26 protein-coding genes and 1 pseudogene are annotated in these 25,814 nt (G+C 63.5%); 12 read left to right on the forward strand and 15 right to left on the reverse strand.

Annotated elements, in window-relative coordinates; genetic code table 11:
• Position 1 precedes the first annotated feature (1 nt).
• Entirely contained in the window at positions 2-790 is a 789-nt protein-coding gene (locus tag ACIQUS_RS20825; RefSeq protein ID WP_403050762.1) for a hypothetical protein, read from the reverse strand.
• Between the two features lie 280 nt (positions 791-1,070).
• Here ACIQUS_RS20825 and ACIQUS_RS20830 point away from each other — a divergent pair.
• From ACIQUS_RS20830 to ACIQUS_RS20845, 4 genes and pseudogenes are all read left to right on the forward strand, one after another.
• Positions 1,071-1,430 (forward strand): annotated as a pseudogene (locus tag ACIQUS_RS20830) (tyrosine-type recombinase/integrase); the annotation flags it as partial.
• A 293-nt stretch (positions 1,431-1,723) separates the two neighbouring features.
• Positions 1,724-2,116 (forward strand): hypothetical protein, encoded by a 393-nt coding sequence (locus ACIQUS_RS20835; RefSeq protein WP_403050765.1) that lies wholly within the window; start codon positions 1,724-1,726, stop codon positions 2,114-2,116.
• Between the two features lie 288 nt (positions 2,117-2,404).
• Complete coding sequence (locus ACIQUS_RS20840) at positions 2,405-3,211, forward strand: lytic transglycosylase domain-containing protein (RefSeq protein WP_403050768.1); 807 nt, start codon at positions 2,405-2,407, stop codon at positions 3,209-3,211.
• Between the two features lie 103 nt (positions 3,212-3,314).
• Positions 3,315-4,244: a malate dehydrogenase gene (locus ACIQUS_RS20845; protein WP_403050771.1), complete on the forward strand. Its 930-nt coding sequence runs from the start codon at positions 3,315-3,317 to the stop codon at positions 4,242-4,244.
• Between the two features lie 43 nt (positions 4,245-4,287).
• Here ACIQUS_RS20845 and ACIQUS_RS20850 read toward each other — a convergent pair whose 3' ends face one another.
• On the reverse strand, positions 4,288-5,166 hold the full coding sequence (locus tag ACIQUS_RS20850) for a hypothetical protein (RefSeq protein WP_403050774.1): 879 nt from the start codon (positions 5,164-5,166) through the stop codon (positions 4,288-4,290).
• Between the two features lie 144 nt (positions 5,167-5,310).
• On the opposite strand from ACIQUS_RS20850, the gene ACIQUS_RS20855 reads away from it, so the two are divergent.
• Positions 5,311-6,171 carry a LysR family transcriptional regulator gene (locus tag ACIQUS_RS20855; RefSeq protein WP_403050777.1) on the forward strand — a complete coding sequence of 287 codons (861 nt, stop codon included), beginning with the start codon at positions 5,311-5,313 and terminating at the stop codon, positions 6,169-6,171.
• Here the strand turns inward: ACIQUS_RS20855 and ACIQUS_RS20860 are convergent.
• The 3 genes from ACIQUS_RS20860 to ACIQUS_RS20870 form a co-directional block, all read right to left on the reverse strand.
• Positions 6,113-7,315 (reverse strand): GGDEF domain-containing protein, encoded by a 1,203-nt coding sequence (locus ACIQUS_RS20860; protein WP_403050780.1) that lies wholly within the window; start codon positions 7,313-7,315, stop codon positions 6,113-6,115. The genes ACIQUS_RS20855 and ACIQUS_RS20860 overlap by 59 nt on opposite strands.
• A 146-nt stretch (positions 7,316-7,461) precedes the next feature.
• Positions 7,462-8,634 carry an amidohydrolase family protein gene (locus ACIQUS_RS20865; RefSeq protein ID WP_403050783.1) on the reverse strand — a complete coding sequence of 391 codons (1,173 nt, stop codon included), beginning with the start codon at positions 8,632-8,634 and terminating at the stop codon, positions 7,462-7,464.
• 102 nt (positions 8,635-8,736) lie between these two features.
• A complete protein-coding gene (locus tag ACIQUS_RS20870; RefSeq protein ID WP_403050786.1) occupies positions 8,737-9,426 on the reverse strand; it encodes a GntR family transcriptional regulator in 690 nt (229 codons plus the stop codon).
• 504 nt (positions 9,427-9,930) lie between these two features.
• Between ACIQUS_RS20870 and ACIQUS_RS20875 the strand changes: the two genes are divergently transcribed.
• Together ACIQUS_RS20875 and ACIQUS_RS20880 are read left to right on the forward strand one after the other, a co-directional pair.
• The gene (locus tag ACIQUS_RS20875) at positions 9,931-11,460 is read left to right on the forward strand and encodes an NCS1 family nucleobase:cation symporter-1 (protein ID WP_403050789.1); all 1,530 of its coding nucleotides are present in this window, start codon (positions 9,931-9,933) and stop codon (positions 11,458-11,460) included.
• Positions 11,461-11,484: 24 nt separating this feature from the next.
• Positions 11,485-12,213, forward strand: coding sequence for an aspartate/glutamate racemase family protein (locus ACIQUS_RS20880; protein WP_403050792.1), 729 nt, complete (start codon positions 11,485-11,487; stop codon positions 12,211-12,213).
• A gap of 156 nt (positions 12,214-12,369) precedes the next feature.
• Here ACIQUS_RS20880 and ACIQUS_RS20885 read toward each other — a convergent pair whose 3' ends face one another.
• The 4 genes from ACIQUS_RS20885 to ACIQUS_RS20900 all read right to left on the reverse strand — a co-directional run bounded on the left by ACIQUS_RS20885 (position 12,370) and on the right by ACIQUS_RS20900 (position 15,356).
• Positions 12,370-12,798 carry a glycine zipper domain-containing protein gene (locus tag ACIQUS_RS20885; protein WP_403050795.1) on the reverse strand — a complete coding sequence of 143 codons (429 nt, stop codon included), beginning with the start codon at positions 12,796-12,798 and terminating at the stop codon, positions 12,370-12,372.
• A 53-nt stretch (positions 12,799-12,851) separates the two neighbouring features.
• Entirely contained in the window at positions 12,852-13,094 is a 243-nt protein-coding gene (locus tag ACIQUS_RS20890) for a hypothetical protein (RefSeq protein ID WP_403050798.1), read from the reverse strand.
• A 214-nt stretch (positions 13,095-13,308) separates the two neighbouring features.
• Entirely contained in the window at positions 13,309-14,649 is a 1,341-nt protein-coding gene (locus ACIQUS_RS20895; RefSeq protein WP_403050801.1) for an ATP-binding protein, read from the reverse strand.
• Positions 14,649-15,356, reverse strand: a complete 708-nt coding sequence (locus tag ACIQUS_RS20900; protein WP_403050804.1) for a response regulator — start codon at positions 15,354-15,356, stop codon at positions 14,649-14,651. Before ACIQUS_RS20900 ends, ACIQUS_RS20895 begins: the two co-directional genes overlap by 1 nt.
• A 164-nt stretch (positions 15,357-15,520) precedes the next feature.
• Here ACIQUS_RS20900 and ACIQUS_RS20905 point away from each other — a divergent pair, with 164 nt between their 5' ends.
• Together ACIQUS_RS20905 and ACIQUS_RS20910 are read left to right on the forward strand one after the other, a co-directional pair.
• Positions 15,521-15,844 carry a hypothetical protein gene (locus ACIQUS_RS20905; RefSeq protein ID WP_403050807.1) on the forward strand — a complete coding sequence of 108 codons (324 nt, stop codon included), beginning with the start codon at positions 15,521-15,523 and terminating at the stop codon, positions 15,842-15,844.
• Positions 15,837-16,544, forward strand: coding sequence for a DUF3313 domain-containing protein (locus tag ACIQUS_RS20910; RefSeq protein WP_403050810.1), 708 nt, complete (start codon positions 15,837-15,839; stop codon positions 16,542-16,544). Before ACIQUS_RS20905 ends, ACIQUS_RS20910 begins: the two co-directional genes overlap by 8 nt.
• On the opposite strand, the gene ACIQUS_RS20915 is transcribed toward ACIQUS_RS20910, so the two are convergent.
• Both ACIQUS_RS20915 and ACIQUS_RS20920 read right to left on the reverse strand, forming a co-directional pair.
• Positions 16,516-18,345: an SLC13 family permease gene (locus ACIQUS_RS20915; RefSeq protein WP_403050813.1), complete on the reverse strand. Its 1,830-nt coding sequence runs from the start codon at positions 18,343-18,345 to the stop codon at positions 16,516-16,518. The genes ACIQUS_RS20910 and ACIQUS_RS20915 overlap by 29 nt on opposite strands.
• A 172-nt stretch (positions 18,346-18,517) precedes the next feature.
• Entirely contained in the window at positions 18,518-19,171 is a 654-nt protein-coding gene (locus ACIQUS_RS20920) for an SOS response-associated peptidase (RefSeq protein ID WP_403050816.1), read from the reverse strand.
• Positions 19,172-19,271: 100 nt separating this feature from the next.
• On the opposite strand from ACIQUS_RS20920, the gene ACIQUS_RS20925 reads away from it, so the two are divergent.
• The 3 genes from ACIQUS_RS20925 (at position 19,272) to ACIQUS_RS20935 (ending at position 21,301) form a co-directional block, all read left to right on the forward strand.
• Complete coding sequence (locus ACIQUS_RS20925; protein WP_403050819.1) at positions 19,272-20,462, forward strand: FAD/NAD(P)-binding oxidoreductase; 1,191 nt, start codon at positions 19,272-19,274, stop codon at positions 20,460-20,462.
• A 20-nt stretch (positions 20,463-20,482) separates the two neighbouring features.
• On the forward strand, positions 20,483-20,854 hold the full coding sequence (locus tag ACIQUS_RS20930) for a DUF1641 domain-containing protein (RefSeq protein WP_403050822.1): 372 nt from the start codon (positions 20,483-20,485) through the stop codon (positions 20,852-20,854).
• A 96-nt stretch (positions 20,855-20,950) separates the two neighbouring features.
• On the forward strand, positions 20,951-21,301 hold the full coding sequence (locus tag ACIQUS_RS20935) for a hypothetical protein (RefSeq protein WP_403050825.1): 351 nt from the start codon (positions 20,951-20,953) through the stop codon (positions 21,299-21,301).
• Positions 21,302-21,305: 4 nt separating this feature from the next.
• On the opposite strand, the gene ACIQUS_RS20940 is transcribed toward ACIQUS_RS20935, so the two are convergent.
• The 4 genes from ACIQUS_RS20940 to ACIQUS_RS20955 all read right to left on the reverse strand — a co-directional run bounded on the left by ACIQUS_RS20940 (position 21,306) and on the right by ACIQUS_RS20955 (position 25,768).
• Positions 21,306-22,004, reverse strand: coding sequence for a YoaK family protein (locus tag ACIQUS_RS20940; RefSeq protein ID WP_403050828.1), 699 nt, complete (start codon positions 22,002-22,004; stop codon positions 21,306-21,308).
• 29 nt (positions 22,005-22,033) lie between these two features.
• A complete protein-coding gene (locus ACIQUS_RS20945) occupies positions 22,034-23,119 on the reverse strand; it encodes a PAS domain S-box protein (RefSeq protein WP_403050831.1) in 1,086 nt (361 codons plus the stop codon).
• A 166-nt stretch (positions 23,120-23,285) separates the two neighbouring features.
• Positions 23,286-24,257 (reverse strand): PDR/VanB family oxidoreductase, encoded by a 972-nt coding sequence (locus tag ACIQUS_RS20950; RefSeq protein WP_403050834.1) that lies wholly within the window; start codon positions 24,255-24,257, stop codon positions 23,286-23,288.
• 62 nt (positions 24,258-24,319) lie between these two features.
• On the reverse strand, positions 24,320-25,768 hold the full coding sequence (locus ACIQUS_RS20955) for an NAD-dependent succinate-semialdehyde dehydrogenase (RefSeq protein WP_403050837.1): 1,449 nt from the start codon (positions 25,766-25,768) through the stop codon (positions 24,320-24,322).
• Between the last annotated feature and the right edge of the window lie 46 nt (positions 25,769-25,814).

The raw sequence follows: 25,814 nt of genomic DNA on the forward strand, positions 1-25,814 counted from the left end.
ATTACTGAGCTTTGTCCAGCGCTTTAGGCATCTCGCCTTTGAAGTCCATCCAAGGATTCGTACCAAGCAGATGCGCGTGAGGTACATCACCCTTGTAGCGCATGGTGAACTCTTTCGGGCCATGGCCGTAAGCTACGATCAAGCCTTGCTCAGGATCCATGATGCCTGCGTGCATGCCCAAGCCGTGGTAGCTGACACGAACCGCTTTGTCGCCCAGCTTCAGCTTTTCAATCTGGAAGCGAACGGTCGAGCCATCCTTCATTGTGAATGCCCAGCGGAAAGGGCCACCGGAAACGACAGTCATCACTTCATCGACGTCGGTTCCGTCGTCGGCGGAGTTGATATGCATGCGAGCGTATTTCTCTAGTACGTATTTATGAGTCGGCTTGTCCAGGGCCTTCATGTCGTACACTTTCGGGTAGGGGCCGGTTCCTGTTTCTTCGGTGTACACACCACCGTCAGCTACAGCTGGCTTCCGACCGACCATTTTTACGTAGTCGAGCAGCTGCGGAATCGTGAGTTCAAATTCCTTAATCAGGCTTCGCTTTTCCTCTTCGGTCAGCGCTCGCTCATAGGAGGCAGCCAGAATCGGAGTAGCTGATTTAGGTGCGTCAACAGTAACGACGTGCACGCCGATTTCTTTCAGCATCGCGTTCACCTGGCCCACGCCGACGACGTCTGGGCGGCCATCGCTAAACTTCAAGGAAACGACGTCACTTGCCATTGCGCCTGCGGAGGTTACAAGCGAAGCGGCGAGTGTGGCGGAGGCCAGGAAATCTTTACCTTTCATACTTAAACCCTCTGACGGTGATGATTTACTTCGTCATAAGGTTCACGCAATGGAGGTGGCTTGTGAAATCGTTAATGGTCACGAGCCTAATTCGCCGAGCGAATAATGGGTGTCTATAGCCTGTCACTCGAATCGTTAGGTTTGGTAGCAGCAATACTCAATCCGATTGTTGAGTAGGAAGCCCGGTGAAGCGCTCGCCGAACTTACCTTGTGTGAGTCAGGTCGCTATCCACTGATGCGGCAACAGCTGCTCGATCACATTCGCAGGCTGTGTGGGCAGCGGCCCGTGCAGTTTGAGATTGCAGAGCAAACGCGGCTGGCCCTAGAGGCCTGGATACATCAAGCCCATCTCCATAGCGAGGATTGCCTTTTTCCAAGCCGGCTACACGCCTCAGCGCATCTCTCCACCCGGCAGTACGCCCGAATCGTCAAAGCGTGGATAAAAGCGATTGGCCTTGACCCAGCTATGTACGGCACCCACACGATGAGACGTACGAAGGCATCACTGATCTATCGCAGGACAAAGAACCTGAGAGCAGTTCAGCTCCTGCTCGGCCATACGAAGCTTGAAAGCACGGTGCGATACCTAGGTATTGAAGTCGATGACGCATTGGAGATGGCGGAGCAGACGGAGGTCTGAAAGCGTACAGTGACGGTCGAGGTAGACCGTCGCTATCCGAGCCACAGCAGCCCTCCGCGAAGGGCTGCTGCCGGCCAGAAGCAGTCATCGGGCCTCCACTGATACGGGGGTGATTTAGTAATTATGTTGCTCAGACGCCGGTGCTCCATACTGTACGGGGCCCGGTGGCGGTGCCCAGTGTCCAGTTTTTACAGGAAAGGCCAAGATTAGTTTAAGGAGTGGGCCTTGCTTATTCTCTGTCCAGCGTTTAAACCGTCAAGAGCTCGTGCAAATGCGATCAACAAGGGCATGCTATGAACTCACTAATCATCAAAACGATGCAGTTTATTGCGATCGTGAACATCTGGCTGTACACGTTGCTGGGTCTCACTGGTGGCATTCTGCTCGCGCATGTTTTTGATACCGGTTCCGGTGTAATCCTAGAGCTTGGCGCGACAACTATCTCGATTGCATCACCAGGGTCCTATCTATTGTTCGGGTTCGTCGGGCTGATCCTGATGTTTTTGTTCGTCGTTCCTTTTTATGCGATGTGGGTACTGATGCACTCAAACTACCAGCTACTCAGACAGATTGAGAGGAATACCGCAACAATGGCTAATGCCGCGATTAACGCGGACTTTGATCAAAGCAACATTTCTCCTGATGGTGACGGTCTGAGAGCGGATCCAAGACCAAGGCCCAGATAACAATCAAGAACTCTGGCAAGGCATATTCGTTTGCAGCAGCGACTGATTACCGGCCGCTTTGGGTCGAAAGCGGACCTACGCGATCGGCTGTTTTTGACCTGAAGCAGCCTGTCGTGACAGGCAGAAAACGGCCAGAAGGAGACATTCGTTTGCGCCTCGCCAGGGAACGCCGGCGCCCGTACGTCAACGTAAATTCCAAGCCCGGTTACAAGAGGTATAACTACCAGAACAACAGGCGGGCCACCCAAACAGGCCCTCCAGAAGCGGCCTGCGGCGCGGAGCGATGTAATGAGTTCCAGAGCATGGCAATGGGCTCGCAAGAGCCTTTTTGGCAGCATCGGGTTGGCCTTGCTGGTCACCCCACTGTGCGCCAGTGCCATGTTCAAGTGCCAAACCAGGGACGGGGCCATCAGCTACACCCGCCAAGCCATCGCCAACGCCCACTGCACTCGGCTCAGTGACATGGCGGGCGCGGGTGGCGGCGCCAAGGCAATGGCCCGGCCACGGGCTGTGCGGGGCGACGACCCAGGCGCGGTGCGGGTCCGAGTGTTCACCTTCATGCACAGGGGTGTTCGTCAATATGTGAGCCGTCGCCCCGTCGGGATCTCCGCTCGGGTCGATGTCCTTGAGGTCTATTACATCAAGGGCTGCTATCTGTGTAGGGTTGCGAAGGATTTCAAGGTCGCCTCGCTGCGCCTGGATCCCCATTCCTATCGGCGGGAGATCGAGGCCGCTTCGGGTCGATACGGTGTCGACAAGGCGCTGGTCCGCGCCGTGATTCATGCCGAATCAGCGTTTCGCCCCAACTCCATTTCCCACGCCGGTGCCCAGGGGCTGATGCAGTTGATGCCCGCCACCGCCGCGCGCTTTGCCGTAGACGATCCGTTCGACGCACGACAGAACATCCATGGCGGCGTTCGCTACCTGGCCTGGCTGCTCAAGCGCTTCAACGGCAACCAGACGCTGGCGTTGGCAGGTTACAACGCCGGCGAAGCGTCGGTGGTCGAATACAACGGGGTGCCTCCCTACGCCGAGACGCAATCCTACGTCACCCTCGTGCAGTCCTTGACCGAACGCTATCGCAAACAGCCATGAGCGCTCTCAGGCCACCTTCGGGTGGTCTTTTAGCAGTAGCGGGCAATACTTCTCTGTACATGCGGGCGTGCTGCTGGTGGTGCGAGCCGCGAGGAGGTGTTCGGTGAACAAATTATCCATTGTGGGTGCCGGTATGGTGGGCGAGGCGGCGGCTCAGATCATCGCCCGGGAAGAGTTTTGTCGTGAGTTGATGTTGATTGATGTGCAGGGTGAGTTGGCACAGGGCAAGGCGCTGGACGTCTGGCAGGCGGCCGTCGAGTCAGGGTCTGATACCCGGGTTCTCGGCGGGTCCAATGCCGAAATGCTGCAGGGTTCGGACCTGGTCGTGATTACCGCGGGTGTGCCCCGCAAGCCGGGTCAGTCGCGTCAGGATGTATTGAGCATCAACCTGCCCATTCTCGATGGCATCATGCAGGATATTAATCGTCATGCGCCGGCAGCGACGGTGTTGGTGGTGTCCAACCCGGTCGACGTGCTGACCTATCGGGCTTGTAGCCTCAGTGGGCTGGGACGCAACAGGGTGTTCGGGCAGGCGGGGGTGCTGGATACAGCACGCATGAAGTGTTTCATCGCCGAGGAAACAGGGTTTTCTGCCCGGGATATCTCGGCGCTGGTGCTCGGAGGGCATGGCGATAGCATGGTGCCGCTGATGCGCTACTGCACGGTCGGTGCGGTGCCGCTGTCCCACTTTCTGTCCAGTCAGCAAATAGAGCGGATTGTGGAGCGCACCCGCCAGGGCGGCGGCGAGATCCTGGGGCTGAAGAAGGTGGGGAGCGCCTGCGATGCGCCGGGCGTGGCCATTGCACAGATGGTGGATGCTATCGCCAATGGGCGAAACAGTATCTTGCCGACGGTCGCGATTCTCGAGGGCGAGTACGGGCGAACCGATATTGCCATGGGTGTCCCCTGTGTGTTGGCGCAGGAGGGGATTGCGCGGGTGATCGAGCTGCCTCTGGATACGCAGGAGCAGGCGATGTTCAACCACTCTGCAGATCAGGTGGAGCGTGATATTGCTGAAATGAAAGCCATGTGAGCGGGGCGGTATGAGGGGGCAGCGGCTTCCAGGTACGGGCTGCTTACTCCGCGCTTGTGTCCGGCGCCGGCCCCTTCGTAAAGCGGGAGGGTTTCTCCACCATCACCCGTCCTTGGGCCGTCTCGAAGTCAGCCGTGGCGAGCACATACGCCCGCAGCCTCGGATCGGTAATGTGCTGCTTGTCCAGCGCCGCAATCAGCGCGGGCAGGTGTTCGGAAGCCCATGCCGGATTGGCCACGCCAGGCACCTGGTGCAGATCGGGGGCAGGGCTCTGGAGCAGCTCAAGATAGGTGGCATAGCGCGCATTGACCTGTTGCACTTGCATTAACCCCCCGCTCACTAACCGCCGCACAAGCGTCAGGTTGTTCTGCGCAAGCGCCTGCACAAACTGGTCCTCCCTCTCCTTGAAGAACTGCACCAAAATCGATGCAGCCACCACCGGTTCCGCCGCCTTGTCGGGGTTCTCAACCAGGTCGATACCCAATGCCGCTCCATAGTGCTGGTAGTTGGCACGTCCTGTAATTAACAGATAGCCGCGCCCGCGAAACTTCGCGCCATCACCCGGCTTGACGTTACCGAGTGAACTACGCCCCTCATAGCGCTCAAACCCCGACGGCAACGGCGTGCTTTCAATCAACGCCTTCTTCGTTTCCGCCGAAAACGGCACACCGGAATATTTGTTGAGCACTTCTGTCGCCCAGTCACGCAACCCGGCCGCCTGCTTGCTCGGCTCCTCCCGCAGGATCTGAACCGCCAGCTCGACAAACTTGCCCTGGATCTCACGCTCTTTGAGCGCCGTCGAAAAGCCGTTGCCCACCCAGGCCACCGCAAGCGGAATGACGATCGCCGCGACGACCGAAGAGATCGCCTTGAGCTTTTCCCACGGGTCGGTTTTGCCTGCGTGCGATTCGGGTTCAGGCATGGTGCCTCCGGCCAGGACATACGGCGCTATCCCTCCATGGTAGGCCACGGCCGTGCGCTTCATGCACGCGCTGCGGGGTAGGGTGATGATCATCGTTTTTTTACTTATGCTAGGAAGTCATCCCATCGACAAAAGCGATGCCCCATGCGCTATTCCCCTGAAGCTCTCCTGGCCTTTGTCGAAGCGGTCGCCCTGGGGTCGTTCTCGGCGGCCGCGCGCAAGTTGCGCAAGAGCCAGTCCACCGTCAGTGCCGCCATCGCCAACCTTGAGGCGGACCTGGGCGTCACCCTGTTCGACCGCCATGCCCGCCACCCGATGCTGACCGAGGCCGGGCGCAAGGTGCTCGGCCATGTGCAGGAAATCCTTGCCGCCAGCGAGCGGCTGGACGAGCTGAGCATCCGCCTGGCCGACAACGTCGAGCCGCGCCTGACCCTGGTGCTGTCGGACATGTACCAGCTCAGCCCCGACAATCAGGTGATGCGCCAGTTCGAGCAGCGCTTTCAGGACATCGAGCTCGAATGCATGATCGCCGAGGCTGGCGATGTACTGAATCTGCTGCAAAGCGGGCGCGCCCACCTGGGGCTGCTGGCGGCGCAGGCGAAGTACCCTGCCGATATCGCCTCGCGGCGTTTACCCCATCAGGCACAGATGGGCTTGTTCGTCGCCCGCGGGCACCCGCTGGCGAGCCAGTCACCGCTGACCCAGGCCCATCTGGCCAGCCACCGGCAGCTGTACCTCAACACCTACACCGACAGCGAGAACAAACCCCAGGGCCGGGTCTGGTCGGCGCCGGACTATCTGTTGCTGCTGGAGATGACCGAGCAGGGCTTCGGTTGGGCCGAGCTGCCCCATGGCCTGGTGCAGCAGTACGGCCATGGCAGGCTGGTGGAGCTGAGCCTGGGCGGCTGGCCGCGGCCCATTGCGGTAGACGCGGCCTGGTCGCGGATCAGTCCACCCGGGCCCGCGGGGCTGTGGCTGCTGGACTGGCTGGCCCGGGAGGGCTAGGCGGGGTGTACAGCTGCACGCGGTTGCGGCCCTGGTCCTTGGCGGCATACAGCGCGTGGTCGGCCAGCGACAGCAGGCGCGACAGGTCATGGCCGCCCGTTGCGCTGTCGACGATGCCGATACTCACGCTCAGTTGACCGGGCGCCAGCAACGGCAACCCGTAGAAGCCTGCGCAAATCCGTTGGGCAACCTGCGCCGCGGCCTGTGCGTCGGTGCTGGCCAGCAGGCAGGCAAACTCTTCGCCGCCGATGCGGCCCAGCACATCCTCCTGGCGAATGCTCTGGCGGGCGACCTGGCTGAAGGCGATCAGGGCCTGGTCGCCGGTCTGGTGGCCATGGATATCGTTCAGCCGCTTGAAGTGATCCAGGTCGCACAACAGCAAGGCCACCGGCTGGCCGCGCCGGGCGCAGCCGGCCAGCAGGGCTTCGCCCCGGGACAGGAAGGCGCGGCGATTGCCGATACCGGTCAGCGGGTCGGAATAGGCGGCGGCCTTGAGCTTCAGTTCGGTGCGTTCGCGGACCATGGCCAGGGTGACGTAGGCGATGCCGATGGCGTAGAGCATCGATTCGAACAGCATGAAGGCGAAAAACGCCGTGTCGTTGCCGGTCATTGCCTGTTCGAGGGACACGCCATGGTCGGTGACGGTGCGCACGGCATAGAAGCCGGTGTGCGACAGGGTCAGGAGCAGGGCGGGCAGGTAGGCCGCCTCCAGGTGCTGGCGGTTGCGCCAGAGTTCGAACGCCGACAGCGCGCCGTAGCCTGTGGCGAGCAGCGAGTACACCGTCACCCGCACCCCAAGGTCGTCATAGAAGCCTGGGATGAAGCTCCACAGCAGCCAGAACAGGGCGCCAGCGAAGATGCCCGGCAGGTGCGGGGCGCGCCCTGCAAACACGCGCATGGCGGTCCAGTTCATCGCAGCGCTGAGCAGCAGCACGATGTTGCTCAGCACCAGGGCGACGAAGGCCGGCGCCATGGCGCGCATGCTGACCAGCGCGACGCCGAGGGCGGCGAGCAGCAGCATGCTGCCCAGGTGACCGAGGGTCTGATCGCGCGCGCCACGGCTCCAGGCATGCAGGGTCAGCAACCCCATCAGGCCAAGAATGAAAATGGCCACCAGCAACAGGGTCGGGATGCTCAACAGCACGGGTATCGTTCTCCATATCCGGCCTTGCGGCCAACCGGGCGGCGCCGGTTTCCTGCGGGCATGCTAGCCGAGCAGCAGGGGCTTTGCCAGCAACCCTGGGGGCGGCTGGCCAGCCTGGATCAACGGATACTGATACCTGTGTCGCCTCAGCAGGTGCTGTCGACCAGCTGCCCGCGGCGGACCATCCGCCGCCGGGCAGGCACGGCGGCAACGGCGGCTGCGGCATTCGGCGCCTCGAGGACGATAAAGGTCGCTTCGTTGCCCACCGCCAGGCCGTAGTCGCGCTTCTGAATGACGGCTGCGCCCGCCGTGGTCGCCATCGCCAGGGCCACATTCAGGTCTTCGTCGCTGTAGAAGCCCGAGCGGTAGCCGATCAGCATGGCGCGCTGGAGCATGTCGGCATTGCCGTAGGGCCACCAGGCATCACGGATATTGTCGTTGCCGGCAAACACGTTCACCCCGGCCGCACGCAGGCGCAGGATCGGCGGGAAGGCGTGATCGCCCGGGGCGTTGGTGAGGATCGACACGCCCGCCCGGGCCAGGTCGGCGGCAATGCGCTCGACCTCATCGTCTGGCACCTGGCCCAGGGCGTAGGCATGGCTGACACTGACGCGGCCCTGCAAGCCTGCGGCAAAGGTGCGCTCGGCGATACACCGCAGTTGTTCGATGCCTTGCAGGCCCGGCTCGTGCAGGTGGATGTCGATTTTCACGCCATGACGCTCGGCAATCCCGAACACCACGTTCAACTGGCCCTCGGCATCACCGTCGAGGGTGGTCGGGTCGATGCCGCCGATGACGTCGGCGCCATCCTGGATTGCTGCTTCCAGCACATCGGCGGTGCCCGGGCAGGACATCACCCCGGCCTGGGGGAAGGCCACCAGCTCGATATCGACGATACCGCGCCATTTCTCCCGGGCCTCCATCACCGCATGCAGGTTGGTCAGGCCGGTGGTGGCGTCGACGTCGACATGGCTGCGCATGGCCACGGTGCCGAAAGACACGGCCTGGCGGATCAGGGCATCGGCGCGTTCGACGATCGGCGGCGCCAGGGCCAGCTCGCGCTTCTCCACGGCCAGGCGTTCACGCAGGCTGCCGGCGGCCTGGTGCGGGTGCCAGCGGTCGCCGACAAAACTCTTGTCCAGGTGGATATGGCCGTCGACAAAGCCGGGCAGCAGCAACTGCCCACCCAGGTCGATGCGCTCGACGCCGTCGAGCGGGCCCAGGTCTGCGCCCAGGCGAGCGATGCGGCCCTCGGCGACGGCCAGGGAAAGGGGGCTGCCGTCGGCAGCGACGGCATTGACGAATACACGATCAAACATTTCACGACCTCGTTGGAGAGGCCGCCACCCTACAAAACGTGGGTGGCCATCGGCCAATTAAATATCGGGATCGATAGCAGTGGATTCGTGAATGCCGGTATCTCAGCCGCCGATCAGGTGCTTGAGCGGATGGTAGTCGGCCTTGAGGTTGTGGGTGGCCTTGAGGATCGCTTCTTCGATCCCGCTCAGGTGAGTGCACACCAGTTCGATGGCGGCGGTCTGGTCGCCGGCTTCGAGGGCCTCGATCAGGCGCAGGTGCTCGTTGCCGCGGCAGGCTTCGTGGCGCTCGTCATCGAGGGTCGAGGCGTACAGCGAGCCGCGCTCGATCAGCTTGCGGAACCAGTCCAGCAGCACCGGGTTGTCCAGCACCTCGGCCAGGCGCAGGTGGAATTCGCCCAGCAGGTGGACGTAGCGGGCATGGTCGCCGGCATCGGCGGCGGCTTCCTCTTCGGCCACGTGCTCGCGCAGGGGCTGCAGCAAGCGCTTGTCGGCGCGGCGGCACAGTTCGGTGACGATGCCGATCTCGATCAGGCGGCGGGTTTCGAACACCGAGCGGATGTCCTCGTCGCTGGGCAACGAGACCCAGGCGCCCTTGTTCAGCTCGGTGGACACCAGGCCGTCGCCTTCGAGCTGCTTGAGCGCCGCGCGCACCGAGGTGCGGCTGACCTTGAACAGTTCGGCAAGGGAAGACTCGCCCAGTTTCATGCCGGGGCGCAGGGTGCGTTTCCTGATCGCCTCGTGGACCCCCTGGTAGACGCGTTCTACGGTCGATGCGGGGAGTTTTTCCGTCATTGCCAGCTCCGATGTTCCTTGACCGCACAAGCATGCCGTAAATGCGCGGTGACCAAAAGTTTCAAGGTGAAATTGATGAGGGCGCTCATCGCGGGGCAAGCCCGCTCCTACACCGCCCACCGTAGGAGCGGGCTTGCCCCGCGAAGCGATTTTGTGCACATAGGTATCACTATTGTGTATACGTGTTTCCGCTATTCGTTACCCATTTTCACATTTCTGCCATCTTAGGCGCTGACCGTTCGGTCAGGTAAATGACTCTCATCTCCGTTTTCCAAAATTTTTTAATCAATAAAAATCAAAAAGATAGGTGAATTTCTGTCATCCGGTCGTGATGCATTCGCCCACCGTCTGGCACACATATTGTTCCTCGAAAATCGTAAGACGAAAATTGCATACAATCTTTGTATGCATCGGCGCCCAGGCGCCCAATGGCGGTCCCAACTCTTCAAATCCAACAATAATGTGCTGGAGCACCACCGGTGCTGCAGCAGGAGCCCGGGGAACATGCAATTGGATACTTCCAAACAGCTCGATAGCGCGTACCTGCAGCCCGACGCTGCCGTTTCAGCCCAGGGACCGGGGCACGGTGGCCTGAGCCCGCGACTGCACAATGCCGACCTCGCCCCGACCAAGGCCGCCGGCCGGCGCTGGGGCGGCTACAGCATCTTCGCCCTGTGGACCAACGATGTGCACAACATCGCCAACTACTCCTTCGCCATGGGCCTGTTCGCCCTCGGCCTGTCCGGCTGGCAGATGCTTGCCGCCCTGGCAGTGGGGGCGGCGCTGGTGTACTTCTTCATGAACCTGTCCGGCTACATGGGGCAGAAGACCGGGGTGCCGTTTCCGGTGATCAGCCGCATGAGCTTCGGCATCTATGGCGCACAAGTGCCGGCGATCGTCCGTGCGGTCATCGCCATCGCCTGGTTCGGCATCCAGACCTACCTGGCCTCGGTGGTGCTGCGGGTGCTGCTGGTGGCGATCTGGCCGAGCCTGGCCAGTTACGACCACAACGCCATTCTCGGGCTCTCGAGCCTGGGCTGGGCCAGCTTCGTCGCCATCTGGTTCGTGCAGTTGGTGATCCTGACCTTCGGCATGGAGATGGTGCGCAAGTACGAATCCTTCGCCGGCCCCGTGATCCTCTCGACGGTGCTGGTGCTGGCGGTCTGGATGTACCTGCGGGTGGACGGCAACCTGGCCTGGTCGGTGGGCGAGCCGCTGACCGGCGCCAAGGCCTGGACCCAGGTGTTCGCAGGCGGTGCGCTGTGGCTGGCCATCTATGGCACGCTGATCCTCAACTTCTGCGACTTCGCCCGCTCTTCGCCGTGCCGCCGCACCATCCGTGTCGGCAACTTCTGGGGCCTGCCGGTGAACATCCTGGTGTTCGCGGTGATCAGCTTCGTGCTGTCCGGGGCGCAGTTCAGCATCGATGGCACGGTGATCGACAGCCCGACCCAGATCATCGCCGCGATTCCCGACAAGACCTTCCTGGTGCTGGGTTGCCTGGCGTTCCTGATCGTCACCGTGGCGGTGAACATCATGGCCAACTTCGTCGCCCCGGCCTTTGTGCTGTCGAGCCTTGCGCCTAGCCGCCTGAACTTTCGCCGCGCCGGCCTGATCAGCGCCACCCTGGCGGTACTGATCCTGCCCTGGAACCTCTACAACAGCCCGCTGGTGATCGTCTACTTCCTGTCTGGCCTGGGCGCGCTGCTCGGCCCGCTGTACGGGATCATCATGGTCGACTACTGGCTGATCCGCAAAGCCCAGGTGCATGTGCCGGACCTCTACAGCGAGGCAGCCAGCGGCACCTATCACTACACCCGCGGGGTCAACTACAAGGCCATTGCCGCCCTGGTGCCCTCGGCCATCGCCGCCGTGATACTGGCCCTGGTACCGGCCTTCAGCGACCTGACGCCGTTCTCCTGGCTGTTCGGCGCGGCCATTGCCGGCGGCGTGTACTACCTGATCTCCGATCGCAAAAAACACTATGTGGACTGTTCCGGCGAGCACTTTGCCGTCGACAGCGCCCAGCACTGAGCGTCACGCACAAGGAATCGACCCATGAGAATACTGGTAGTCAACGTCAACACCACCGCCTCCATCACCGAGGCCATTGCCCGCCAGGCACGCAGCGTGGCCTCGCCGGGTACCGAAATCGTCGGCCTGACCCCGCGCTTCGGCGCCGAGTCGGTGGAAGGCAACTTCGAGAGCTACCTGGCCGCCATTGCCGTGATGGAGCGGGTGCTGAGCTACGACCAGCCCTATGACGCGGTGATCCAGGCCGGCTACGGCGAGCATGGCCGCGAAGGTTTGCAGGAGCTGCTCAACGTGCCGGTGGTGGACATCACCGAGGCGGCTGCCAGCGTCGCGATGTTGCTGGGTCACCGATATTCGGTGGTCACTACCCTGGATCGCACCGTGCCGCTGATTGAAGACCGTCTGAAACTGGCTGGCCTTGAGGCTCGCTGCGCGTCAGTGCGGGCCAGCGGCATGGCGGTGCTGGAACTGGAAGAAGAGCCGGAGCGGGCCATCGAGTCGGTGGTGCGCGAAGCGGAGGAGGCGGTGCGGGTCGACAAGGCCGAGGTGATCTGCCTGGGCTGTGGCGGTATGGCCGGGCTGGATGAGCGTATCCAGGCGCGTACCGGGGTGCCGGTGGTCGATGGTGTGACGGCGGCGGTGGCGCTGGCCGAATCCCTGGTGCGCTTGAAGTTGAGCACCTCGAAGGTGCGCACCTATGCCCAGCCACGACCCAAGCAGATCCTCGGCTGGCCGCGCGCACTACTAGGATGATGCGCCTGTAGGAGCGGGCTTGTCCCGCGATGCGATGTGACTGACACACCGCCATCGCGGGACAAGCCCGCTCCTACGTTACGAGGCTGCGATCGGGCGCAGGTTTACGGCCGCTGCGCGCCCGATCGCAGCCTGGCGGCAGCGGCTACATCAGGCTCAGTCGTGTTTGTGCTTGTGTTTATGCTTGTGCTTGCGCTTGTAGTCGTTGCTGCCGGAGTCGTGGCGATCCTTGTCGGCGATGTGGTTACCCAGGGCACCGCCGGCAGCGCCACCCAGGCCTGCGCCGATGGTCGAGCCGGTCTTGCCGCCGATCTGGTTGCCGATCACCGAGCCACCGGCCGAGCCCAGGCCGCCGCCAATGGCCGCCTCGGTGCGGTTGCCCTTGCGGGCGCCGACCGCACTACCGGCCGCACCACCCACACCGGCACCAATGGCCGCGCCGGTGCTGCCGCCGATCTGCTGGCCAACTGCGTTACCCAGCGCACCGCCCAGGCCACCGCCGATGGCGGAATTGACATCGCTGTCGGCCATGGCGACCTGGGATAGCAGGATACCCAATGTCAAAGCAGGAATTGTAAAACGCATGTTGTGAGCCTCAGGCAAAACGGTTGTCAGTCAGGAAAATGTACAGCGGGCGATCAATCGTCATCGTCGTCGTCATCGTCACGGTCGCGACGGCGGTCGTTGTCGTAGTAGCGATAGCGGTCGTCATCGCGGTAGCGCTTGTCGTACTTGCGATGGTCGCGGTCGTCATCCCAATCGCGTGAATAGCGATGGTCGCGGTCATAGCGGTGATCGTCACGGTCGTAATCGTGGTAGTAGCAACCGGCGGTGGACAGCACCGTGGCGATCAAGGCAAAGCGGGTCAGGTGTTTCAGCACTGTGGATCCTTTATCCGCACAGCGGGGGAAGGTTACACGCTCTGACCACGATTTCAGAATTTTGTTTCCCACCGCCCCCGGGGCGGGGCTGGACAGCCGGGCAAAAAAAGGCCCACGCAAGGTGGGCCAAAGGACGTTTCTGAAGGGAGAGGAGCCCAACAGTATCGACGTGCAGTTAAGTGGGCGTTAACACCTGCCCGGGGTAGAAAACGGGCTAGTCATTCACCCGTGGCAGTTCGATGCGCGCCAGCAGGCCGCCACCTGGCCGGTTGTGCAGGGTCAGCTCGCCGCCCTGTTCGCGTATGGCGGTGCGGGCCGACGGCAGGCCCAGGCCGACGCCACCGGTGTTGCGGTTGCGTGAACTTTCCAGGCGGAAGAACGGCACGAACACCTCTTCCAGCGCGGCGTCGGGAATGCCCGGGCCCTGGTCGCTGACCTCGATGAGCAGGGTATGGGTCGTGCTGATCAGGCGCATTTGGGGGGCGCCGGCATACTTGACGGCATTGTCGATCAGATTTGTTACGGCACGTTTCAAACCCAGTGGCCGACCCTGGTACACCAGGTTTGCCGGCCCCGTGAACGCCACTTCGATCTGCTGGTCGCGGTAATCGTCGACCAGGGTCCACAGCAGCTCGGCAAGGTCGAACGGTGTGGTGGTTTCCAGGCGGGTTTCGTCGCGGAAGAAGCTCAGCGCGGCGTTGATCATGTGCTGCATTTCATCGACATCGCGAAACAGCTTGCGCTGCTGCTCGGGGTCTTCGATGAATTCACCGCGCAGGCGCATGCGCGTCAGCGGCGCGCGCAGGTCATGGGAAATCGCTGCGAGCATCTGCGTACGCTCGGCGATGAAGTGCTGGATCTGCGCCTGCATGGTGTTGAAGGCGGTGATGGCTTGGCGCAGCTCATGAGGGCCTTCCGGGCGAATGGGCGGTGCGCGCAGGTCGCTGCCAAAGCGCCGCGCGGCGCGGGCGAAGCGCTGCAGGGGGCCGGCCAGCTGGCGGGTGCCGACCCAGGCCACCAGCACGGCGGCGACCAGCGCCAGGAGGCCGATGATGGTCAGGCGCATCCCCGTGCTCAGGCCCCAGCTGCGGTACGGCGGGGTAAAGGCCAGCCAGCTGCCATCGGCCATCTGCATCATCAGCTTGTAATGCGCATCGGGGCTGCCCTTGGGCCAGTCGCCGGGTTGGAAACCTTCGAGCCGGCGTGGGCGGGTGGCCAGCAGCTCGTGCAATTCCGGCACCGTCTCGATCTCGATCGTTTCACCGGGGCCGGGCAGGGCGAATGGCGCACGTTCCGGATTCCACTGCACCTGCAACTGCGGGTTGCTCGCGGCATTGGCCAACCGCTCGCGCTGATCGCGGGGCGCCGCTTCGAGCATGCGGGCGGTCACGGCGATCTGTTCGAGCAGGCCGGTCTTGCTCAGGGGCGGGCGCGCCCAGACCCCGGCCACCTGTACGAAGAGGAAGTTGAGCAGCACCGAAATCAGCATGGCGGCGATGATGGTCAGGGCGATGCGCCGGCTGATGCCGTCGCGGCGAAGGTCGAGACGGATCATCAGCGACTGACCTTGGCGTCGAACATATAGCCACCGTTGCGCACGGTGCGAATCAGCGCCGGGCGTTTGCTGTCCGGCTCGATCTTGCGCCGCAGGCGGCTGACCTGCACGTCGATGCTGCGGTCGTAGGCTTCATGGCCGTGGCCGCGGGCCAGGTCGATCAGTTGCTCGCGGGTGAGGATGCGCTGCGGGTGTTCGAGGAACACCAGCAGCAGGTCGAACTCGCCGGCCGACAGCGGCACCATGACGCCTTGCGGGGTGCGCAGCTCGCGGCGGGTGACATCCAGCTGCCAGTCGTCGAAGCGGATCAAGGGCCGGGTCTCTTCGATCTGCGCACGCAGTTGCTCACCGGCGCGGCGCTGCACGGCGCGCAGGCGGGCCAGCAGTTCGCGGGCGTCGAAGGGCTTGCCCAGGTAATCGTCGGCGCCCAGTTCCAGGCCAACGATGCGGTCACTCAACTCATCCATGGCGGTGAGCATGATGATCGGGATGCCGGTGGTGCTGCGCAGCTTCTGGCACAGGGTCAGGCCGCTTTCGCCGGGCAGCATCAGGTCGAGGATGATGGTATCCGGGCGCTGCTGTTCGATGGCCGCCCACATGGCCGTGCCATTGGCGGCCAGGTCGACCTCGTAGCCGTGCATGACAAAGAACTTCTTCAGCAGGGCACAAATTTCCACGTCGTCATCGACAATCAGCAGTCTGCTCACGTTGGGGTCCAGTGGGGCCTGAAAAGTGCGTATCTAAAACCATTCTGGGCCGCCGGTCATATATTTCAATCGAGTAACAATCCTTCGGTCGCGACACAAAGCGGACATCTGCCAGCAAAGCGCCGACGTCATCCTGAGGGCAGTCCAAACCAAGGGAATACTCCATGCCGGCACAACCTCCGATCGATGGCCTCGACTGCAGTCAAGCGCTGACCCTCGACCTGCGCACCCGGGACCTGTGGCGCAATGCGCTGCTCAGCTACCAGGATTCGCGCCTGAGTCTGTGTGAGGACGGTACGCATATGATCCTCAGCCACTACTTCGAACGCTACAACCCCACCAGCAGCCAATGGATGGAGTACAGCTACAAGGTGCCGGTGACCGAGCTGGTGCACTGGATCATGGGCAACGGCCATCTGCATGTCGAACGCTCCGGCACGGCGCCCAAGCCTGTCAGGCAACACGGTGGGGGTGCCTGTCATGCGTAAGCAGATGATCGCGCCGGTGCTGTGCCTGTCGCTGATGATGACCGGCTGCAGCCACAACCGGGTCACGCCCAAGGAGTATTCGGGCTTTCTGCGCAACTATGACCAGTTGAGCGAGCACAAGACCGCCTCGGGTGATTCGGTGTTGCGCTGGCTGAGCCCCGATCTGCACATGGAGCGCTACAACCAGGTGTACATCGCACCGAGCCAGTTCTACCCCGTGCCCCAGGCCAGTACGCGGATCCCCGAGTCGACCCTGAAGGCGGTGACCACCTACTACGACGCTGCGCTCAAGCGTGAACTGGGCAAGGTCCTGACCCTGGTCGAGCAACCGGGCCCCAACACCCTGATCGTGCGTCCGGCAATCACCTCGGTCGGCGCCCACACCCAGGCGCTGCATTATTACGAATGGCTGCCGGTGACCCTGGTGGCCGCCGGGGTCAGCAGCGCCATCGGCATTCGCGACCTGGACAGCGTGATCGCCACCGAAGCGGCCTTCCTCGATGGCGGCAGCCGCGCCGTGGTCGCCGAAGTGGTGCGCAAGGGCACCGGCCTGCCGCTGGAGAACGACGATCAGGTGATGACCGCCGACAACCTCAAGGTGGTGCTCGACGGCTGGGCGCAGGACTGGCGCCAGGCTGCCGAGTCCATCCAGCAGCAGAAATTCGCTGCACTCAAAGGGCAAAAATCCACGGCACCATGAACACGCTGACCACCATCACCAGCAGGGTGAAGGGCACCCCGACCTTGACGAAGTCGGCAAAGCGGTACTGCCCCGGGCCCAGCACCAGGGTGTTCACCGGTGAGGACACCGGCGTCATGAACGCCGCCGAGGCGGCCAGGGCGACGATCATCGCAAAGGGATAGGGCGAGGCACCGAGTTGCTCGGCGGTACTGATTGCCACCGGTGCCATCAGCACGGCGGTGGCGGTGTTGGAGATGAACAGGCCGATGATCGCGGTGATGGCGAACAGGCTGGCCAGAATCATGTAGGGGCCGGCGCTGCCCAGTACCTGTACCAGCGCGTTCACCGCCAGGGCGATGCCGCCGGTCTTCTGCAAGGCCAGGGCAAAGGGCAACATGCCGACGATCAGCACCAGGCTCTGCCAGTGGATCGCCCGGTAGGCGCTGTTCATGTCGATGCAGCGTCCGGCGCCCATCAACAGGCAGCCGATCAGGGCGGCGATGACATTGGGCACCACGCCGCTGATCATCAGGCCGACCATCACTGCCAGGCTGACCAGCGCATAGGGCGCCTGGTTCAGGGCGGGGGCGACGTTGTCCACTTCCGCCGGCAGGCTCAGGACCAGGAAGTCCTTGGGCTGGGCTTGTAACTGGCGCACCGCTTTCCACGGACCGATCACCAGCAGGGTGTCGCCGAGCTTGAGTTTCTCTTCCACCAGCTGTTCTTCGATGGCGTTCTGGCCGCGGCGCAGGCCCACCACGTTGAGGTCCCAGCGGCTGCGGAAATTCAGCTCCAGCACGCTTTTGCCGATCAGTTGCGAGCCGGGCACCACCGCCACCTCGGCCATGCCGACGGCGTGGGACTGGTCGATGAAATAGGCGGCCTTGAAGTGCAGCGGTTCGAGCTTCATGGTCTGGCACAGGCTGCGCAGGTCGTCGCGTGGGGCGAACAGGTCGAGCAGCAGCACATCGCCCTCGTGCACCGTGGTGCTGGAGTCGGGGCTGATCACCCGGGTGGTGAACTTGTGCTGGCGTTCGATACCGACCACGTTGGCGCCGTGCACGGTGCGCAGCTTCAGTTCGCTCAGGCTGTGACCGATCAGGGGGGAGTCCGGGCGCACCCGCAGGCGGCGTTCACGGCCGGCCAGCTTGTAGTCGATGACAAGGTCGAGCAGGGTGCGGCGGGTTTGCGGGCTGCCATCCTTGCGCACCTCGCCGCTGAGCCAGTGGCGGGTCAGCAGCATGTAGCCGACGCCTAGGGCGAGGATCACCAGGCCGAAGGGGGTGAAGCTGAAAAAACCGAATCCGCTTACGCCGTGACGCACCAGCTCACTGTGCACCACCACGTTCGGTGGCGTGGCCACCAGGCTGAGCATGCCGCTGATCAGCCCGGCAAAGCTCAGCGGCATCATCAGGCGGCTGGGCGAGACCTTCATGCGCGCGGCGATGCTGAGCACCACCGGGATGAAAATGGCGACCACGCCGGTGGAACTCATCACCGAGCCGAGCCCGGCGACGCAGACCATCAGCAGCACCAGCAGGCGCACCTCGCTGTTGCCGGCGCGGTCGGCCATCCACTCACCGATGCGGTAGGCGATGCCGGTGCGCACCAGGCCTTCGCCGATGACGAACAACGCAGCGATCAGCACCACGTTGGGGTCGCTGAAACCGGCCAGGGCTTCCTGGACGCTGAGGATGCCGGTCAGCGGCAGGGCCACGATCATCAGCAGGGCGACCACATCCATGCGTGGCCGGTTGATGATGAACAGGGCGACGCTGGTCAACAGCAGGCCCAGCACCCAGAGCAATTCGTGGTTCATGCGATCTTCCTGATACGTACACGCTCGAGAGTCTGGCAGAAAGTGCAGGGTGGTTTATTGATATGGACACAACCTAGGGGCTGCCGGCTCCCACAGTGATTCGGTGTACACAGGCCATTGTAGGAGCTGGCGAAGCCTGCGATCGACCGCGCAGCGGTCGCAACCTCTCCCCCTACAGGGATGCTCTAAGCAACTCGGCACCCTGGTTACGCACATTGCCTACCGCCTTGTCGACCCGATACCAGTCGAACGCCTCGGCCGGTTCGCCCAGGTTGAGCAGCATCTGCTCGGCCTGGGCCTTGTCGCAGTCGGGGTTCAACCATGCCCTGGCCAGGTCCGGGGCCAGGGCGACCGGTCGCCGGTCATGGATATCGACCATGCCGCCGGCGCTGTCGGCGGTCACGATGACAAAGCCGTCATCCTCGCCCACCCCCCACTGGCCAATCCCGGCACAGAACACCGGCAGGCCGTCGCGGCGATGGATGTACCAGGGCTGCTTTTTCGGCCCGCCTTCATCGACCCATTCGAACCAGCCATCCACCGGCACGATCAACCGGTGCCCCCAGATCGCCCGGAAGTACGGCGAATGGGCGACTTTCTCCACCCGCGCATTGATCGGTGCCGCCCGGTCGCGGGCCCAGTGCGGGCGCCAGCCCCAGCGCAACCAGCGGGCCTCCTGCGCCGTGATGACGGCAACCTGGGTGCTGGGCGCCACGTTGTAATGGGCAAGCGGCTGCTCACCCACAGTGTTGACCAAGGCGCCCGGCATGCTCAGGGCGTCGACGAAGTCATGGATGCCGTGGTACTGGCTGAGTCTTCCGCACATGGAAGTAACCCCTATAGCCAAGGGTTATTGGCGCGCTGTTGAAGCTTCTCTGACTATAGCCCGCGAAGAGGTGGGGATTCGTTCGCAGGGAAGCGTACTCATGGCAAAGCAGATTCTTATCGTGGGTGGTGGCGTCGGCGGCACCATGCTCGCCAATCAACTGGTCGGCAAGCTTTATCCGGAGATCTTGCGCGATCAGGTGCGAATCACGCTGCTGTCCAACTCGCCCGATCACTACTACAAGCCGGCGTTCATGTACGTGGCCTTCGACCTGTTCTTCCAGGAGGAGCTCAAGCGCCCCGAACGCTCTTTGCTGCGCCCGGAAATAGACTTTCAGGTGCAGGAAGTCACCCGCTTCGACTTCACCGGGCAGACCGTGCACACCCGCAGCGGCAAGCGCTTGGGCTATGACTTCCTGGTGATCGCCACCGGCTGCGTGCCGGCTCCCGAACGCATCGAAGGGCTGGCCCAGGGCGGTGATCACTTCTACCAGTACGAACCGGCGCGCCAGCTGGCCCGGCGTCTGGCGAGCATCGAGCAGGGGCGGATCTTCATTACCGTGACCTTTCCGCAAACGCCGAACGTACCGCATCAGTGCGGCATCGCGCCGGTAGAGACCACCCTGATGCTCGACGACTACCTGCGTCGCCGTGGGGTGCGGGACAAGGTGGAGATCATCTACACCTATCCGACCACTGCCCAGTTGCTGCGCAACTGCCTGTTCCTGCAGCGTCCCACCGGTGAGATCCTGCCGGGCCTCTTCGCCCAGAAGAACATCCGCTTTCAGCGCGGCTTCACCCTGGGCAAGGTCGATCCCGACCAGCGTATCGCCTATTCCGAGGAGGGTGATGCGCAACCCTACGACATCCTCATGGCCACACCGCCCATCCGTGCGGTGGACGCGGTGCTCGAAAGCGGCGTGTCCCAGGCCGCGAACCAGGAGGGCTGGCTGCCGACCAACCATGAAACCTTGCAGGTCTATGGCCTGGAGGGGGTGTACGTGATCGGTGATACCGTCGACCTGCCGATCAGCAAGGCCGGAGGCGCCTGTCACAACCAGGCGCCGGTGATCGCCGACAACATTGCAGGCGAAATCCGCCTGGGCAAAACGGTGGCGGTGTATGACGGCAAGGTCCAGGCCGCCGCGCAGATGGGCCTGAACGCCGGCATGCCACTGACCTACGACTACCGTCACGATGTGCTGCCCACGCCGCCGACCAAGCTCGGCGGCCTGCTCAGGAATGGATTCAACCGTGGCCTGTACTGGGCCGTTGCCCGCGGCATGCTGTGACTTGATCCCGGGAGGAGCTGATGAACATGGACGCGACCGAAGCACTCGCCGTGCAGGGCGAAAACCCGGGTCTGGAAGCCTTCTTGAACAAACTGCAACCCTTGCTCGATGGCGGGCGGCTGGACAACCTGGTCGACCTGGCATCGCTGCTGTCGGACCTGGTCGATCTGCTCGATGCGGCCATGGTCGAAAAACTCTCGGTGCAGTTCGAGCAAGCCTCGGCCCTGAGCTGGAACCTGGGCAATGCCATTCGCCAGGCCGCGGCCCAGACCCGTCAGGACAGCGAGCCTCCCGGTATGTACGGTCTGCTGACGCTGTTGCGCGAACCGGACACCCGTCGCGGCTGCGCCCTGGTGCTCAGAACGCTGAATGCCCTGGGGCGACAGCTGTGATCCCGCGCAGGGATCCTTGAGGTCGTCAAACGTGAGAGGCGGGTGTTGACGCCCCGGCAATGCTACAGTCGGCGTTTTTTCCGACGAGGGTGTGTCATGCGGGTAGTAATGGCGGTGGTCGCTGCAGCGTTGTTGGCCGGTTGTGCTTCTTCGGCCATGGAGGCGGCCCGGGCCAAGGCGCCGACCAAAAGCTTCACGTCGAGCAAGCCGGCCGACCGTGTCGCCCAGTGCATCCAGTTCGGCTGGGAGGAGGAAGACGTGTTCGGCGTCGACGCCAGCGGCTACCTGGAGCCAAACAAGCAGGGCGGTTTTACCGTCTACACCCGCGAAGCCGAATCCTTCGCCGATATCCAGCCGCAAGGGGCGAGCACGGCTGTCAGCTACTATGCGCAGAAGAACGACAGTGTCGCGCTGCGGCGCATGGCGGCACTGGCGACCTGCCTGTAAGGCGTCAGCGCGGCATGTAGCGCAATTGCCAGCGCCGGGGGATCTTCAACGAGACCACCCCCAGCGCCAGGGCCAGCAAGGCGCTGAACAGCAGGGCGGCCAAGTCGAAGGCCTGTTCCAGCAGCACCCCGGCAATGGCGCCGACGAACATCCCGGTCCAGGGAATCAGCTGCACCCGCCAGCCGTGCCGGCGCTCGCCCAAAAGCGCCCGGCCCAGCCCTCTACCGAAGCGCGACAGCGCGCCGGTGACGTAGGTCAGGCCGATCGGCAGGCCATTCACTTCTTCGACCACGGCGTTGATCATGCCCATGGCGGTGACCGCCGCGATCAAGGCAGGCAGTTGCCAGGCGCTCGGCAACAGGCCGGCCAGGGCCAGCAGGGCGGCGATGATCGACAGCAGCGGCCAGGGTCGCCGGCCACTTTTGCGGGCGATCAGCACACCCAGGGCATTGCCCACCACGAACGCCAGCAGCACGGCGCCGATGCGCAGCACCAGGCCGAGCTCGCCCTGGCCCAGCGATACCGCCAGGCGCGTGGTGTTGCCGCTCATGAACGAGACGAAATCGCCGGTGGCCATGAAGCCGATGGCGTCGGTCATGCCGGCCAGCACCGACAGGGCGGCGACAAAGTACAGGCCGACCTTGCCGCGTAGCCTTGCGACCTGCAAGGCTCTGTCCGAACGAGTCGAGGTTGCCGGAAGCATCCGTATTCCTCCGCAAGGGTGAGGTGATACTAGGCGTTCTGCTGGGCCAGGCGCGCTTCGAGCCCGGCGATGTGCACTTGCAGACGCTCATGTTCGCTGCGTTCGGCACCGATGTCTTCGAACACGCTGATCAGGTGCTCCGGCTCGCCGTCGTGGCGGCGCTGCAGGGCGGTGCGGGCGCGTACCCAGATATAGCGACCGTCCTTGTGACGCACGCGTTTTTCCACCTCGTAGCGGGGGATTTCTCCTGCCAGCAGGCGTTCGAGCAGCTTCAGGTTGGCGCCCAGGTCATCGGGGTGGGTCAGTTGCTGGAAGGTCATGCCGTACAGTTCTTCGGCGCTGTAGCCCAACAGCTCGCACAGGCTGCTGTTGACCCGCTGCCAGCTGCCATCGGGATCGATATAGGCCAGGGCGCCCCAAGCCAGTTCGAAGATGGCGCGAAAGCGTTCCTCGCTGATGCGCAGTTCGGCCTCGGCGACCATGCGCTCGGTGTTGTCCATGCTGATGCCGACCATCTTCACCGGACGCCCGACGCTGTCGCGTACCACCGTGGCGCGCGAGGCGATCCAGCGCTGCTGGCCATCGGGGCGGGTGATGCGAAAGTCGCATTCGCAACCGGTGCCTTCGGCGATGGCCTGGGCATACAGCTGCTGCATGTGCTTGACGTCTTCTTCGCGCAGGTGCACCCAGAAGTCTTCGTTGCGGGCCACAGGCCAGCCGTAGACCTGCTCGACGTTGGGCGAGTAGGTGACCTCGTCGCTGATCAGGTTCCACTCCCAGGTGACGATGCGTGCGCCTTCCTGGGCCAGCTTCATGCGGGCTTCGCTTTCCATGATTTCGGCGGTGTAGCGCCGGCGCAGGTCGGTCATCGGCAGCTCGACCACCTGGTGCTGCTGGACGTTCTGCAGCGCCTCTTCGCCATAACGCAGCCAGATCCAGTTGACCTTGAGGAACTCGGCCAGCTTGCGCAGGTTGTCGTAATCGATCTCACCGCCCCGGGTCCATTTGTGCACGGCCGTACGCGAGATGCCCAGGGCCGTGCCCACGGCTTGCAGGGTCAGCTTGTGATGTTCGAGCAGTTCCTTGAGGCGAAAGGCGAAGCTGTTTTCCGTCATGGGGCAGGGTGTCCTGATCGGGGCCAAGAGCCTGCCAGTATACATAACCCGTTAACTTTGGGTTGACGGTAAAAACCTGGGGCCGCGGTGCGGCCCATCGCAGGCTTCGCCAGCTCCTACACACACACACACCCTGTGGGAGCCGGCAGAGCCGGCGATGAGGCCGTTACAGATCCAACACCAGACGCGCCGAACGCGCCCGCGATACACAGAGCATCATGCTCTGCTGCGCCGCTTTCTCGTCATCGCTCAGGTACTGGTCAAAGTGCTCGGCCTCGCCTTCGAGAATCGCTGTCTCGCAGGTGCCACACACGCCTTCGCGGCACAGGCACTCGACCTTGGCAGCCTTGGATTTCTCGATGGCCTGGAGAATGGTCATGCCTTCTTCGACCTGCAGCTCGGTGCCTGAGCGCGCCAGTACCACGGTGAACGCGGCGCCGGTCACGGGCGCGGCGGCGAACTGTTCCCAATGCACGCGCTGCTCGGCAATGCCGGCCTGGGCGGCGGTGGCGATCACGGCGTCGATCAGCGGCTTGGGACCGCAGACGTACAGGTGGGCATCGTCAGCCAGGCCTGCGCACAGGGCGGTGAGGTCGAGCTTGCGGTCGAGGCTGTCGATGTAGAAACGGGTGTTGCCGGCATGGGGGCCGCTTTGCAGTTGGTCCTGGAACGCGCCGTGCTCCGGGGCTCGGAAGGCATAGTGCAGCTCGTAATCGGTCGTGCCGTTTTCAAGCTCGTGCAACTGGGCCATGAACGGGGTGATGCCGATACCGCCAGCGATCAGTACATGGCGACCGGCACTCGGGTCCAGGGCGAACAGGTTGTTCGGCGTCGAGATGGTCAGTTGCGTGCCCACGTCCACCTGCTGGTGCATGAACGCCGAGCCGCCCTTGGACTGCTCTTCCAGGCGCACGCCGACCTGGTAGCTGCGGGTGTCGCGCGGGTCGCTCATCAACGAGTAGGCGTTGCTGAACTGGCTGCCGTCGGCGCCCTGCATCTGCACGATCACATGGCTGCCGCCGGTGAAGGCGGGCATTGGCGCACCATCTTCGCGGGCCAGGGTAAAGCGCTTGATCAGCGGCGTGGCCTGTTGCACGTCGGTGACGCGCACGTTGAACATTTCATATTTGTTGGCCATGTTTCACCTCGACTACAAGGGCGCGCGGCAGGCCCTGCCGCGTCCCGGAACCTGGCGCTCGATCAGACGGCAAGGCACAGGTATTTGATTTCCAGATAGTCCTCGATGCCGTACTTGGAGCCTTCACGGCCCAGGCCCGATTGTTTGATGCCACCGAACGGCGCGACCTCGTTGGAGATCAGCCCGGTGTTGATGCCGACCATGCCGTACTCCAGCTGCTCGGCGACCTTGAACACCCGGGCGATATCGCGGCTGTAGAAGTAGGCCGCCAGACCGTACTGGGTGGCGTTGGCCAGGGCGATGACTTCTTCGTCACGGGTAAAGCGCACCAGCGCCGCCACCGGGCCGAAGATCTCTTCGTCCAGCAGTTCCATGCCCGGGCCGACATTGGCCAGCACGGTCGGCTCGAAGAAGTTGCCGCCCAGGGCGTGGGCCTGGCCGCCGAGCACCAGCTCGGCGCCTTTGCCCACGGCGTCGTCGATCAGGCTGCGCACCTTGGCCACGGCCTTGTCGGTGATCAGCGGGCCGATCTGCGTGCCGTCGGCGCTGCCATGGCCGACGCCGAGCTCGCGTACGCGCTCGACGAAGCGTTCGCTGAACCGGGCGTAGACGCTGTCATGGATGTAGAAGCGGTTGACGCACACGCAGGTCTGTCCGGCGTTGCGGTACTTGGCGATCAGCGCGCCTTCCACGGCGGCGTCGATGTCGGCGTCGGCGAAGACAATGAACGGCGCGTTGCCGCCCAGTTCCAGGCTGACCTTCTTGATGGTGCTGGCGCACTGGCCCATCAGCAGGCGGCCGACCGGGGTGGAGCCGGTGAAGCTCAGCTTGCGCACCGACGGGTGGGCGGTGAACACCGCGCCGATGGCCGGCGCATCGCCGGTGACCACGCTGAACACACCGGCCGGTACGCCGGCACGTTCGGCAAGCTCGGCCAGGGCCAGGGCGCAGAAGGGGGTTTCGTTGGCTGGCTTGACCACCATGGTGCAGCCGGCGGCCAGGGCCGGGGCGACCTTGCGGGTGATCATCGCCGCCGGGAAGTTCCACGGGGTGATCGCGGTGCACACGCCGATGCCTTGCTTGATCACCAGCAAGCGCTTGTCGTTGGCGGGGCTGGGGATCACATCGCCGTAGACGCGCTTGCCTTCCTCGGCGAACCACTCGACGAAGGAGGCGGCATAGCGGATTTCGCCCAGGGCTTCGTGCAGCGGCTTGCCCTGTTCGAAGGTCATCAGCCGGGCCAGGTCCTGCTCGTGTTCGAGCAGTAGTTCGAACCAGCGGCGCAGGACCTGGGCGCGGTCCTTGGCGGTGCGCGCCCGCCAGTCGGCCAGGGCCGCTTCGGCGGCTTCGATGGCGCGTTCGGCTTCAGCGCCGCCCATCAGCGGCACATGGCCCAGCAGCGTGCCATTGGCCGGATCGGTCACTGCAAGGCTGCGGCCGTCGTCGGCATCGCACCAGCGCCCGTCGATGTAGGCTTGCTGGCGCAGCAGGGTATTGTCATTGAGTTGCATGCAAGGCACTCCGAAGACCGCCACAGGCGTGTGGGCCTGCGGCGGG

Source organism: Pseudomonas sp. NPDC090755, from assembly GCF_044769005.1.
In the GTDB taxonomy this organism is placed as follows: domain Bacteria; phylum Pseudomonadota; class Gammaproteobacteria; order Pseudomonadales; family Pseudomonadaceae; genus Aquipseudomonas.